We start from the raw sequence: 12,440 nt of genomic DNA on the forward strand, positions 1-12,440 counted from the left end.
TTACAGGCGCGTTTTCCGAGGCGCCACCGGTAGCAGGCATTCACGCTGTTTGAATTTCAATTTCAATACGTTTAAATCCCGCTGCAATACGTTGTGGCACGGGCAGGAGACGGAGACGGCCATGTTTGAAACGAGGCGCGCGAATCGCGGATCGGCGACGCGGAATACGGGTAACTCCCTATCAAGTTTTACGACTAGGTGGAATCCCCGACTTGCAACCGTGACATTGTTCGCTGTAACGATAGCCGGCATGTCTGCGAACGCGCGTGCGTTCTGCCTCGACACCGCCTTCCAGTACGCGGTCGTGCACGATCCGCGCTACCTGCAGGCGCGCAGCGAATACGACGCGGCCCGCCAGAAATTCCCCGAAGCGCGCGCGCAGATGCTGCCGCAGGCCGCCGCGCAACTCGAATGGGGACGGTACGGTACGCACGCGAACCTGTTCGGCATCGACGTCAGCGGATCGAGCAATGCCGCATACGGTTCCGCGCAGGTCACGCAGGCGCTGTTCAACGTGCCCTACCTGTACGACATGCGGCGCGCGACCGAGTACGAGGAATCGGCAAGACAGAAGCTCGAGGTGGCGAGGCAGGACCTGATCCTGCGCGTCGCGAACGCGTGCTTCGACCTGCTGAGCGCGCGCGAGAAACTGCAGTCGGCCGACGACGAAGTGAACGCGCTCACCCGGCTCGAAAGCGATACCCGACGGATGGCGCAGCTCGGGATGAAGACGATCGGCGATACGGCCGAAATCGAGGCGCGCCGCAGTCTCGCGCAATCCGACGAAGCGCTCGCGCAAACCGACGTCGACGCACGCCGCGCGCGCTACGAGACGCTGCTCGGTTCGACGATCGATTTCTCGCGCTGGCCGCGGCTCGCGATGCGCGGGTCGTCGCCGCGCATTCCGTCGGGCGAATACGCGCCGCAGGATAATCCCGCGTACCGGCAGGCGTATCGTGACGTCCAGGTCGCGCGGCTCGCCGCGAAGCGCGTCGGCGCCGAGCACTTGCCGACCGTCGACCTGTTCGCGTCGTATTCGCGCGGGCTCAACCCGAACCTGCGCGGGCTCACGGATCGCTCCGACTTCCACCAGAGCGCGGTCGGCGTGCAGGTGACGATCCCGATCTTCTCCGGCGGCAGCGTGTACTACCGGCAGGTCGAGGCCGAGCACGTGACCGAGCAGTACCGCAACCGGCTGCGCGAGGTCGAGGAGCAACTGAGTACCGATCATCGCGAGGCGCTGTCCGCGCTCGAATCGGTCGGCAAGCGCATCCGCGCGCTGCAGCAGTCGCTGCAGGCCGCGCGTCTCGCCTACGATTCGTCGATGAAGGCGCATCAGGTCGGCTACAGCACGACGTACGAGACGCTGAACCTGCGGCACGACATCTCGGGCATCCGGCAGAAGCTGTTCGACAGCTATCTCGACGCGCTGAAGCTGCAGCTGAAACTGAAAAGCGTGCTGGGTACGCTCGACGAACAGTCGCTGATCGCGGTGGACAGCTTCCTCGAAAGCAACGCGGCGAACGACCGGAGTTGAACGCGTCTCGACGCGCATCGGCGTTCCACACAAGGTTGTACACGCAACCTTATTCGGTATTGCCGATGCGCTGACCGTCGGCTCCTTCGACACCGGCGAGGCGCGATATCGTCCCGTCGTTCGCGCAAACTTGCGTCCGCCCCCACGCAAACGCCCGACGCCATGCACGATCCCGGGCGCACCCCGCGCCGGTCGCCGCTTGATCCCGACGTGCAGGGGTATACGCGATGTTGCGTCCAAAAAAAACTTTGCCTAGAGTGCATTCCATCGATCCGGCGGACAAAGACGTCCTACGATCGTGCGCAGCGCGCGCCCGCTAGCCCGCGCTTCGCCGGCCCGACATCGGGCCACCCATCCGCATTCCCGTTATCCGACAGCGTTGTCGGATGAACGTACCGGCAAAGAAGCCCTTGCCTCGCTCGTCGAGGCAAGGGCTTTTTTTTGTCTTTCGAAAACGCACGTCTTCACCCGAACCAGGAGCACACCATGCGTCATGGCGATATTTCCAGCAGCAACGACGCCGTCGGCGTCGCCGTCGTCCAGTACAAGATGCCGCGCCTGCACACGCGCGCCGACGTGATCGCGAACGCCCGCGAAATCGCGGAGCGCGTGGTCGGCATCAAGCGCGGCCTGCCCGGCATGGACCTCATCGTGTTCCCCGAGTATTCGACGCACGGGATCATGTACGACGCGAAGGAGATGTACGACACGGCATCGACGATCCCCGGCGAGGAGACCGACATCTTCGCGGCCGCGTGCCGCAAGGCCAACGTGTGGGGCGTGTTCTCGCTGACCGGCGAGCGTCACGAGGAGCACCCGAACAAGGCGCCGTACAACACGCTCGTGCTGATCAACAACCAGGGCGAGATCGTGCAGAAGTACCGCAAGATCATGCCGTGGGTGCCGGTCGAAGGCTGGTATCCGGGCGACTGCACGTCTGTCGCCGAAGGGCCGAAGGGGCTCAAGATCAGCCTGATCATCTGCGACGACGGCAACTACCCGGAGATCTGGCGCGACTGCGTGATGCGCGGCGCCGAACTCGTCGTACGCTGCCAGGGCTACATGTACCCGGCGAAGGACCAGCAGGTGCTCGTGTCGAAGGCGATGGCGTTCATGAACAACTGCTACGTCGCGGTCGCGAATGCGGCCGGGTTCGACGGCGTGTATTCGTATTTCGGCCACTCGGCGATCGTCGGCTTCGACGGCCGCACGCTCGGCGAATGCGGCGAGGAAGAAAACGGCGTGCAGTATGCGGAGCTGTCGGTGAGCCTGATCCGCGACGCGCGCCGCAACATGCAGTCGCAGAACCACCTGTACAAGCTGCTGCACCGCGGCTACACAGGCAAGATCGGCTCCGGCGAATCGCCGAACGGCGTCGCGCAATGCCCGTTCGAGTTCTACGCGAACTGGGTGAACGACCCGGACGGCACGCGCCAGGCCGTCGAGCGCCTCACGCGGGCGACACCCGGCACGCCCGAATGCCCGATCGAAGGCGTTCCGTCCGATGCGCCCGCGCACCGCTGAACCCGCACCCTGCACATCCGTTCGCGCCGCGTGCGCGAACGGCTCCGTCTCACTCTGGAGCCTTCATCATGCTCGGTGTTGCTCTCTTCTTCATCGGCGCGGTGCTGGTCGTCAACGGCGTCGCACTCACCGGCCGCATCGAACCGCGCGACGCGGCCGGCCTGAACCTGCTCGTCGGGCTGCTCGCGTTGCTGATCAACCTCGTCGACCTCGTGCAGGCCTCGGCGCCGCAGCAATATTTCTCGAGCGCGGGCGGCCTGCTGTTCGCATTCACGTACCTGTACCTCGCCGCCGTCCAGTGGCGCGGGCTGCAAGGCGCGGGCCTCGGCTGGTACTGCCTGTTCGTCGCAATCAGCGCGCTCGTCTATGCCGGCACGTCGCATGACATGCGGTTCGGCACGATGTGGTTGCTATGGTCGAGCCTGTGGTTCCTGTTCTTCGTCGCGCTCGGACTGAAGCGGCGCGTGCGTTTCCTGCCCGGCTACACGATCGCGATCGGCATCGGCACCTGCTGGCTGCCCGGCATGCTGATGATGACCGGGAGGTGGTAATGAGCGCACGCGATACGCCGCTTGCTACCGATCCGCTTGCCGGGCACCGCATTGCCGACACACCGTTCTACCAGGCGGCCGGCGCCGAGGCCGACTGGTTCGAGACGGCCTGCCGTCATCACCTGCCGGTGCTGCTGAAAGGGCCGACCGGCTGCGGCAAGACGCGCTTCGTCGAGTACATGGCGTGGCGCATGGGCCTGCCGCTGATTCAGGTCGCATGCAACGACGATACGTCGGCCGCCGACCTGACCGGGCGCCATCTGCTCGACGCCGACGGCACCTACTGGGCCGACGGGCCGCTCACGCTCGCGGCACGGCATGGCGCGATCTGCTATCTCGACGAGATCGTCGAGGCGCGTCCCGACGCAACGGTCGTGATTCATCCGCTGACCGACTCGCGGCGCGTGCTGCCGCTCGACCGGCTCGGCGAGCTCGTGCATGCGCATCCGGATTTCCATCTGGTGATCTCGTACAACCCCGGCTATCACGGCGAACACCGGCGGTTGAAGCCGTCGACGCGGCAACGTTTCGTCGCGATCGACTTCGGCTATCCCGATGCCGCGCATGAAACCGACGTCATCGTGCGCGAAAGCGGCGCCGACCGCGAAACGGCGCGCCGGCTCGTCGATCTTGCCCACCGTACACGCGCGTTGGCGCAGGCCGGCAACGGGCTCGACGAAGGTGCGTCGACGCGCCTGCTCGTGCACGCGGCCCGGCTGATCGTCGCGGGGCTCGCGCCGCTCGATGCGTGCCGGATCGCGATCAGCGACGCGGCGACCGACGACGCCGACACCCGTGCCGCGTTGCAGGCGATGGCCGCCGCGCACTTCGCGACATGAGCGCGCTGCAACTCGCCCGCTTCCTGCACGGGATGACCGCGCACGAAACCGACGTGCGGGTCGACGATGCCGCGCAGCGCGCGACGCTCGGCCATGCCGCGCTGCGCGTGCCCGGTGCGTTGGCTCCCGACGCACGCATCGCGGCGGCGGCGCACGCGCTTGCGCACTGGCTGCATTCACCGTCCGGAGAGCCGTCCGACAAGCTGACGCCGATCGGCCTCGCCGTCGCCGGGCTGATCGAGGATGCGCGCGTCGAAACGCTGCTCGCACGCACGTGGCCGGGGCTGGCGACGTTCTGGGCACCCGCGTTCGCGCCGATCGACCGAGAAGGGCTCACGTTCGGCCGCCTGTGCGCGCGGCTGGCGAAAGCGCTGTTCGATCCATCGTATCGCGACGGCAACCCGTGGGTCGACAAGGGCGTGCGGCTGTTCAATGAACATCGCGACACGCTCGACGATTACCGCGCGTTTCGTACGGTCGCATCGCGGCTTGCGAACGATCTCGGCCAGATGCGCGTGCGGTTCGAGCCTGACGACGGCGCATGGCTGTCCTATCGCGACGACAACGCGTGGTTATGGGCCCGGCCAGCCGCCGTAACGGCCGAACAGGCAGGCAGCGAAGGCGTCGGGATGTCGGCGTCGACCGGCGGCCATGGCGACGAACCCGACGACGAACCGCCGCCCGCGCCCGATGCGCCGCGCTATCCCGAGTGGAATTGCCACACGCAGCGTGAACGTCGCGACTGGACGACGATCGTCGAACGCGCGCCGGCCACGTCGGTGCCGCCCCGTTCGCTTGCCACGCTGATCGAAGCCGACCGGCGCACGGCGAAGCGGGCGCCGTCTCCGCGTGCGGCCGAACCGATGCGACGCGTCGGCCGTCAGCTCGACGGCGATGCGCTCGACGTCGATGCGGCGATCGCCGCACGTATCGCTCGACGCGCCGGGCATGTGCCCGATCCGCGCGTGTTCCGTCGCCGCGTGCCGCACGACGCGCGCGGGCCCGTGCTGATCCTGCTCGACCTGTCGGCGTCGACGGCCGCGCAGGTCGCCACGCTCGAGAAGCGCGCGGCGTTCGTGCTCGGCGAGCTGTTCGACCGGCAGCGGCGGCGCTGGGCCGTGCACGGCTACACGTCGGACGGCCGGCATCGCGTGTACTACGCGCGCTTCAAGGATTTCGGCGAAGCGTTCGACACCGGCCGCCGTGCGGCGCTGCTCGCGGCCGACAGCGGGATGAGCACCCGCACGGGCGCCGCACTGCGCCATGCGCTGGCGTTGTTGCGCCGCGAAGCCGCGCGCGCACGGGCCACCGTGCTGATGATCGGCGACGGTGAGGCCGCCGACATCGACGTGTTCGACCCGCGCTACCTCGTCGAGGATGCGCGCCACGCGGCACGCCAGGGCCGGCAGCGCGGCGTCGCGATCGCCGGTTTGTCGTTCGGCGCACCGCCCGGGTTGTCTACAATACTTGGCGTCGGCCCGAGTTGCGTCCACGCGGCGAACGGCGACGCATTGGCAGCCGTCGTCGCGCACGCGGCCGGGCGCCTGACCGCGTGACGGCCCCACCCGGAAGAGACAGGAAGAGCGAATGAACAGTGTGAAGGTTGGCGTATTGTTCTCGCAAAGCGGATGCACGTCGCGCCTCGGCCAGAGCCAGTTGCGCGGCACGCTGCAGGCGATCGCCGAGATCAACGAAGCGGGCGGCGCGAACGGCTGCGAGATCGTGCCCGTCGTGCGCGATGCGTGTTCGGACCCGGCCGCCTATGCGCGGCTCGCCGAAGAGCTGATCGCCACCGAGCGCGTGAACGTGCTGTTCGGCGCGTACATGTCGAGCAGCCGCAAGGCGCTGATTCCGATCGTCGAGAAGTGGGACAAGCTGCTGTTCTACCCGACGCTCTACGAAGGCTTCGAATTCTCGCCGAACGTGATCTACACGGGCGCGGCGCCCAACCAGAACAGCGTGCAGCTCGCCGCGTTCATGACTGCGCAGTTCGGCGCACGGGTGTACCTGGTCGGGTCCGACTACATTTACCCGTACGAGTCGAACCGCATCATGATCGATCTCGTCACGCAGCATCCGGAAGGCCAGATCCTCGGCGAGGTATACATGCCGCTCGTCGCGTCCGAGCAGGATTTCGCGGCGGTGGTCGAGGACATCCGTGCGAAGGCGCCCGACTTCGTGTTCAGCACGCTGGTAGGCGACAGCACGGCCGCGTTCTACCGCGCGTATGCGCAAGCCGGCCTCGATGCGCGCAAGATGCCGATCGCGAGCCTGACGACCTCCGAGATCGAGCTCGGCCAGATGGGCGCGGCCGCGGCCGGCCACTACACGTCGTCGCCCTATTTTCAGACCATCGATTCCGATGTGAACCGGCGCTGCATCGCGCAGCTCAAGGCGCGCTTCGGCGACGATGCGAGCGCGTCCGCGCCGTGGGAGGCCGCGTATTTCCAGGTGCACCTGTTCGCCAATGCGCTCGCGCGTGCCGGCACCGACCAGCGCGACCGGCTCGTCGAACATCTCGCGGATGCGGAATTCGACGCCCCCCAGGGGCGGGTGAAGATCGACCGGCTTACGCAGCACACGTGCCTCTACCCGCGCATCGGCTGTGCGACGGCCGACGGCAATTTCACGATCGTGCGCGAAGCGACGCGACGCGTGCATCCCGATCCGTACCTCGTCACGCATTCGCTCGGCGACCGCGTGCACGCGCCCGACGAACAGAAGGCATAACCGACGATGCGCGCCCGCACCCCGATCCGCTCGACGCCGCGCCTGCTCGCCGAACTGCGCTCGCTGCGCGTGATGGTGTACTACCCGGATGACGACAACGGCCTGCTGCTCGTCGAGCAGCTTTCGCGCATCGGCTGCCCGACCGAGCAGCGCTGGCCGCCGCCCGCCGCACTGCCGGAAAGCGTCGACCTCGTGATTCTCGCGGTTCGGCCCGACCTGCTGCACCTGTCGATCCCGTGGCTGGAAGACGACGCGCGGCCGCCGCTCATCGCGGTCACGACCTACGAAAGCCCGACGATCCTCGAACTGATGCTGCGCATCGATGCGCAGAGCGCGGTGACGACGCCGATTCGCTCGTTCGGCCTGTTGAGCGCGATGGCGCTCGCGTGTCACCAGAGCCGCCGGCACGACGAATACCGCCGCCGCATCGCTCAACTCGAACAGCGCGTGATATCAGCGCGCACGCTGCAGGAAGCGAAGACACTGCTGATGCAGCACAACGCAATCAGCGAGGAAGAAGCCTACCAGCAGATCCGCTCGCAGGCGATGGAGCGGCGTATTTCCATCAACCAGCTCGCCGAGCAGATCGTGCAGGCGCATGGGCTGCTTAAACGGTAACGCGGGCGCCGTCGCCGCACGTCAGTCCGGCGGTGGCAACACGACCGTATCCTCCGGCCCGAGCACGCGCCCGTCCTGCGAACGCAACTCCAGTTTCCTGACCGGCAACCCGCTCTTCCGGTCGACGAGCAGCACGTGCGCCTCGTCCGGTTCGAAGAAGAAATCCTCGCCCCACTGCCGCAGCGCGACGAGCAGCGGAAACAGGCCGCGCCCTTTCTCGGTCAGCACGTATTCGTGATGCGCGCCGCCATCCGCGGCCGGCACGATGTCCATGATCCCGTGCGCGACCAGGTTGCGCAGACGCGCGGCCAGGATGTTCTTGGCCAGCCCGAGGTTCTTCTGGAATTCGCCGAAACGGCGCAGCCCGTCGAACGCATCGCGCACGATCAGCAGCGACCACCAGTCGCCGATCGCGTCCAGCGGGCGGGCAACGCCGCAGGGGGAATCCTCGTGCGTGGTTCGTCTGTTCATCGATGCATGGGGCGCGTCCGTTCCCGGAATGCGGGCGGAACGGCGGTCGTTTCCGTTGAAATGAATGGTTGCAATATAAAACTCATTACGCGAAAGATCAATCGCTCGGGGCTCGACTGTTCGCGATCGACGAATGGCAGGGTCGATTCGGGCCTGATTGGCACGCCAACTCCTGTGTCCAGCCGCTAAACTACGGCGCCGTTCCTTTCCGACGCGTCGTCATGCACCCATGGCCCGGTCGATCCGCGGTTGGCCCGGACATCTTTCTGGTTGCAACTTGAAACCCGATAACCTACGCTTCATTTTGGTTTCAACTTGAAACCAAATTATCCGACTATCCGAAGGAGCGCTCGATGATCCGGTCCGATGCCACGTTCGACGGCACCTTTCCATTCGCCCCGCATTTCGACGACGCATCCGGCTTCCGGATGCACTACGTGGACGAAGGCCCGCCCAATGGCGAAACCATCCTGTGCCTGCATGGCGAACCCACGTGGGGCTACCTGTTCCGCCATCTGGTTGCCGCGCTGAGTCCGACACACCGCGTCGTCGTCCCCGATCACATGGGCTTTGGCAAAAGCGCGACGCCGCCGGGCCGCAGCTACTGGTTGCAGGACCACATCGACAACCTGGAACGTTTCGTACTCGCGCGCGGCCTCGATCGCATCACGCTCGTGATGCACGACTTCGGCGGCCCGGTCGGCATGGGGCTTGCCGCGCGGCATCCGGATCGCATCCGGCGGATCGTGTCCGTGAACGGGCCGACGCCGTTCGGCCAGCCCGATCTTGTCGAGCGCCTGAACGCGAACGGTCGCGACGCGCCGTGGTTCCGGTGGATCATGCGCGCGGCGGCGGACGATACGCTCGAGACGGTGCTCGGTCAGCTCGGCTTCAACATCCTGAGCACGCTGAAGCTGAACGGGTTCGAAAATCACGCGATCATCAACGACACGTGGATCGCCGCATACGGTGCGCCGTTCGCGCAACCGGCCGACTGTCTCGGCGCGATCGGATGGGCCCGCGGGTTTGCCGCCGGCGCGCACCGGTTCGAGGAGCCCGATGCGGCGGCGCTGCGCGCGATACGCGAAAAACCCGCGCTCGCGATCTGGGGAGACGCCGACCGAACGCTCGGCGCCGAACACTTCCTGCCGCTCTTCACGGCGCTGTTTCCGTCCGCGCCCGTCGAGCGGCTGGCGGGCGTCGGGCACTACTGTCTCGAAGATGCGCCCGACGCCATCGCGGCACGCATCGCACGCTTCATCCGGACCACCGGCTGAGTGTGTTCCGCAGCCGGCGGTACGGCACCCGGCTATGGAACACGGCGTGCGCGGCCGCCTTCGCAACAGCGCACGCCCCCTTCACGTCAGTGAATCACCCGCGTCACCCCCCGCCCGCGCGGGTCGGCCATCGCTTCCGGCGTCTTGCCGTCGATCTTGATCACCTGGATGTCGCCGCTGAAATCCTGCCCCTTCAGCGTGTAGCCGCGCGCCTCGATCTGCTTCGCGAGTTCGCCTTCGACCGGGTGGTACGGCTCCCAGAAGATCGTGTTCGGCGGCAGCAGCTGGTGATGGAAGCGCATCGCGCCGACGGCCTCCTTCAACGGCATCTTGAAGTCGTAGATGTTGTTGATCACCTGGAAGATCGACGTGAAGATCCGCGAACCGCCCGGCGTGCCGATCACGAGCGACACCTTGCCGTCCTTGGTCATGATCGTTGGGGACATCGACGACAGCGGGCGCTTCTTCGGTTCGATCGCGTTCGCGTCGCTGCCGACCACGCCGAACATGTTCGCGACGCCCGGCTTCGCGGAGAAGTCGTCCATCTCGTCGTTCAGCACGATGCCCGTGCCGTCGGCGATCACGCCCGAGCCGAAATAGCCGTTGATCGTGTACGTGTTCGACACCGCGTTGCCCCACTTGTCGACCACCGAGAAGTGCGTCGTTTCGGCCTTCTCCGGCATCGTCGTGCCGAGGCCCGGCTGCACGCTCTTCGTATCCGACGGCTCCTTCGGGTTGACTTCGCCCGCCCGCTTCGCGATGTAGGCGTCGTCGGTCAGCTGCGCGATCGGCACCTTGTAGAAATCCGGATCGCCGAGATACTGCGCACGATCGGCGAACACGCGCTTCTCGATTTCCGCGACGAGGTGGATGTACTGCGGCGAGTTGAGCTTCACGCCCTCGAAGTCCTGCTTGAGGTCGGCCTTCATCTTCAGCAGCTGCACGAGGCCGATGCCGCCCGAGCTCGGAGGCGGCGCGGTGATCACGTCATAGCCGTTCCACTTCGCCTGCACCGGCTGGCGCCACACCGCGCGGTACTGCGCGAGATCCTCGGTGGTGATCAGCCCGTTGCCGTCGCCGGTCTTCATCGACGCGGCGATCAACTCGGCCGTCTTGCCCTTGTAGAAACCTTCCGCGCCATCGTTCGAAATTCGCGTCAGCACATCGGCGAGATCCGGCTGCTTGAAGTTCACGCCGGCCTTCAGCCCGGAGAAATATTTGTCGAAGTTGGTCTTGCCGCCGAACTCCTTCGACGCGTCGACGCCGCGCTGCGCGAGCTGTTCGTCGACGACGAAGCCATCTCGCGCGTAGTGGATCGCCGGCGCGAGCACCTGCTTCCACTTCAGCTTGCCGAAGCGCTTCTGCGCTTCCCACATGCCCGCGACCGTACCCGGCACGCCGACCGCGCGCGGGCCGTACAGGCTCATGCCCTTGACGACGTTGCCGTCCTTGTCGAGGTACATGTCCTTCGTCGCGGCGAGCGGCGCACGCTCGCGGTAGTCGATGAAGTACGGCTTGCCGTCCTTGTAGATCGTCATGAAGCCGCCACCGCCGATGTTGCCGGCTTCCGGATACGTGACGGCGAGCGTGAATGCGATCGCGACGGCCGCGTCGATCGCGTTGCCGCCTTCCTTGAAGATCCGCTCCGCGGCATCCGCGCTGTACTTGTCGGCCACCGCGACCGCCGAACTCGTCAGGACCGCGGGCTGCGGCCCCTTCGCATAGACGGGCGCGTTCGGCAGGAACCCGATGCCGGCCACCGTCGCGAGCACGACAGCGGATGATTTGAAGCGATTCAGCGTAGTCATTGCATGTCCCCCATGTGGATCTCCTTCAGGCCGTAAAAGCCTCTGTTCCGCTCATGGCCGCTGGCGCGCCGACGGCCACATCCGGTTTCGTAGTATAGGGGGACAAAAAGGGTCGAACACGGCGCGTGCAACGAAAGCACATCCGTTGTGTGCGCCCGGTCACGCTGCGGCTTCCGAACGTGCATGCGGATCGGTCGAAATGGCGCGCGATGCGCGTCATCACGCGGCGCACAAAACCGAAAGTTGCGAACTGCGCAGCGGGCCACGTGGCGCTCGCAAAAAAATCTGCAAACGTCCCTCCCGCAGCACGGGCCGATCTGCGAAGATAGCGCCCCGCTTTCGCGCTGCATCATTTTTCGTGCGCGCCCCGCTTCACGTTTCTTCGTCTCGCTTCGTATGGCATCACACAATGCGCATCATGCGTCCGGCATCGCGGCCGGCGTCGCCGCCGCCGTCCTCGTCGCACAAACCGGTGCAACCGGCCCGTGGCACTCGGGTCTGTTCGCCGCATTCGCGGCCGGCGTCGCGGGCGGCACCGCGCCCGACTGGCTCGAAGTCGCATGGTGGAGCCGCAAGCGCCGCCTGTGGATCACGCATCGCACCATCACGCACTGGGGCATCGGCTGGATCGCCCTGCTTGCGCTCGGGTGGCACGGGCTCGTCCATCATCCGCATCCACTGTGGGCCGCGCCGCTGTTCGGCTTCGCATGCGGCGGCCTGATGCACCTCCTCGCCGACTGGCCGAACCCGCTCGGCGTGCCGTGGATCTGGCGGCGTCACTCGCTCAACCTGTGGAACAGCGGGCATTGCGACCTGATCGTCGTGGCCGCCGCATGGGGCGGCACGCTGTGGCTCGCGCAGTCGCTGTGGTCGCGCGCGCCGCTGCTCGAGCACTGGCTCGGCTGGCTGAATCGCGTTTAGTTGCAATTTGACGTAATTCGGCGCGCGATCGGCGTGCCGGCGCACATGCAACTTTCCGTTCGTTGAAAGTGCGGTGACGGCCCCCATCTGAATTCGAATCGTAGACACGCGTGCCCGGCACGCCCGCGCGGCGTCTGGCACACTGACGATTCGATTCGTGCGCG

11 protein-coding genes are annotated in these 12,440 nt (G+C 66.3%); 9 read left to right on the forward strand and 2 right to left on the reverse strand.

Annotated features, from left to right (window positions below; all coding sequences use genetic code 11):
* Positions 1–121 precede the first annotated feature (121 nt).
* From ACPTTC_RS26910 to ACPTTC_RS26940, 7 genes are all read left to right on the forward strand, one after another.
* Positions 122–1,537 (forward strand): TolC family protein, encoded by a 1,416-nt coding sequence (locus ACPTTC_RS26910; RefSeq protein ID WP_423394644.1) that lies wholly within the window; start codon positions 122–124, stop codon positions 1,535–1,537.
* Between the two features lie 486 nt (positions 1,538–2,023).
* The gene (locus ACPTTC_RS26915) at positions 2,024–3,061 is read left to right on the forward strand and encodes an aliphatic amidase (protein ID WP_423394645.1); all 1,038 of its coding nucleotides are present in this window, start codon (positions 2,024–2,026) and stop codon (positions 3,059–3,061) included.
* A 68-nt stretch (positions 3,062–3,129) separates the two neighbouring features.
* Positions 3,130–3,612 carry an AmiS/UreI family transporter gene (locus ACPTTC_RS26920; RefSeq protein ID WP_423394646.1) on the forward strand — a complete coding sequence of 161 codons (483 nt, stop codon included), beginning with the start codon at positions 3,130–3,132 and terminating at the stop codon, positions 3,610–3,612.
* Complete coding sequence (locus tag ACPTTC_RS26925; protein ID WP_423394647.1) at positions 3,612–4,451, forward strand: CbbQ/NirQ/NorQ/GpvN family protein; 840 nt, start codon at positions 3,612–3,614, stop codon at positions 4,449–4,451. The genes ACPTTC_RS26920 and ACPTTC_RS26925 overlap by 1 nt, the downstream gene beginning before the upstream one ends.
* Positions 4,448–6,007, forward strand: a complete 1,560-nt coding sequence (locus tag ACPTTC_RS26930; RefSeq protein ID WP_423394648.1) for a nitric oxide reductase activation protein — start codon at positions 4,448–4,450, stop codon at positions 6,005–6,007. The genes ACPTTC_RS26925 and ACPTTC_RS26930 overlap by 4 nt, the downstream gene beginning before the upstream one ends.
* Before the next feature lie 31 nt (positions 6,008–6,038).
* The gene (locus ACPTTC_RS26935) at positions 6,039–7,181 is read left to right on the forward strand and encodes a transporter substrate-binding domain-containing protein (protein WP_423394649.1); all 1,143 of its coding nucleotides are present in this window, start codon (positions 6,039–6,041) and stop codon (positions 7,179–7,181) included.
* 6 nt (positions 7,182–7,187) lie between these two features.
* Positions 7,188–7,799, forward strand: a complete 612-nt coding sequence (locus tag ACPTTC_RS26940; RefSeq protein ID WP_423394650.1) for an ANTAR domain-containing response regulator — start codon at positions 7,188–7,190, stop codon at positions 7,797–7,799.
* Positions 7,800–7,820: 21 nt separating this feature from the next.
* On the opposite strand, the gene ACPTTC_RS26945 is transcribed toward ACPTTC_RS26940, so the two are convergent.
* On the reverse strand, positions 7,821–8,270 hold the full coding sequence (locus ACPTTC_RS26945; protein ID WP_069251376.1) for a winged helix-turn-helix transcriptional regulator: 450 nt from the start codon (positions 8,268–8,270) through the stop codon (positions 7,821–7,823).
* Between the two features lie 353 nt (positions 8,271–8,623).
* Here ACPTTC_RS26945 and ACPTTC_RS26950 point away from each other — a divergent pair, with 353 nt between their 5' ends.
* The gene (locus ACPTTC_RS26950; RefSeq protein ID WP_423394651.1) at positions 8,624–9,547 is read left to right on the forward strand and encodes an alpha/beta fold hydrolase; all 924 of its coding nucleotides are present in this window, start codon (positions 8,624–8,626) and stop codon (positions 9,545–9,547) included.
* 86 nt (positions 9,548–9,633) lie between these two features.
* On the opposite strand, the gene ggt is transcribed toward ACPTTC_RS26950, so the two are convergent.
* Positions 9,634–11,355, reverse strand: coding sequence for a gamma-glutamyltransferase (ggt, locus tag ACPTTC_RS26955; RefSeq protein ID WP_423394652.1), 1,722 nt, complete (start codon positions 11,353–11,355; stop codon positions 9,634–9,636).
* Positions 11,356–11,751: 396 nt separating this feature from the next.
* On the opposite strand from ggt, the gene ACPTTC_RS26960 reads away from it, so the two are divergent.
* On the forward strand, positions 11,752–12,276 hold the full coding sequence (locus ACPTTC_RS26960) for a metal-dependent hydrolase (RefSeq protein WP_423394653.1): 525 nt from the start codon (positions 11,752–11,754) through the stop codon (positions 12,274–12,276).
* Positions 12,277–12,440 lie beyond the last annotated feature (164 nt).

The organism is Burkholderia mycopellens (assembly GCF_964265025.1).
Lineage (GTDB): Bacteria > Pseudomonadota > Gammaproteobacteria > Burkholderiales > Burkholderiaceae > Burkholderia.

Excerpts from the sequence above, each read along its gene's own strand:
- ACPTTC_RS26910 (WP_423394644.1), top strand. The coding sequence starts at position 122 with ATGTTTGAAACGAGGCGCGCGAATCGCGGATCGGCGACGCGGAATACG.
- ACPTTC_RS26915 (WP_423394645.1), top strand. The coding sequence starts at position 2,024 with ATGCGTCATGGCGATATTTCCAGCAGCAACGACGCCGTCGGCGTCGCC.
- ACPTTC_RS26920 (WP_423394646.1), top strand. The coding sequence starts at position 3,130 with ATGCTCGGTGTTGCTCTCTTCTTCATCGGCGCGGTGCTGGTCGTCAAC.
- ACPTTC_RS26925 (WP_423394647.1), top strand. The coding sequence starts at position 3,612 with ATGAGCGCACGCGATACGCCGCTTGCTACCGATCCGCTTGCCGGGCAC.
- ACPTTC_RS26930 (WP_423394648.1), top strand. The coding sequence starts at position 4,448 with ATGAGCGCGCTGCAACTCGCCCGCTTCCTGCACGGGATGACCGCGCAC.
- ACPTTC_RS26935 (WP_423394649.1), top strand. The coding sequence starts at position 6,039 with ATGAACAGTGTGAAGGTTGGCGTATTGTTCTCGCAAAGCGGATGCACG.
- ACPTTC_RS26940 (WP_423394650.1), top strand. The coding sequence starts at position 7,188 with ATGCGCGCCCGCACCCCGATCCGCTCGACGCCGCGCCTGCTCGCCGAA.
- ACPTTC_RS26945 (WP_069251376.1), bottom strand. The coding sequence starts at position 8,270 with ATGAACAGACGAACCACGCACGAGGATTCCCCCTGCGGCGTTGCCCGC.
- ACPTTC_RS26950 (WP_423394651.1), top strand. The coding sequence starts at position 8,624 with ATGATCCGGTCCGATGCCACGTTCGACGGCACCTTTCCATTCGCCCCG.
- ggt (WP_423394652.1), bottom strand. The coding sequence starts at position 11,355 with ATGACTACGCTGAATCGCTTCAAATCATCCGCTGTCGTGCTCGCGACG.
- ACPTTC_RS26960 (WP_423394653.1), top strand. The coding sequence starts at position 11,752 with ATGGCATCACACAATGCGCATCATGCGTCCGGCATCGCGGCCGGCGTC.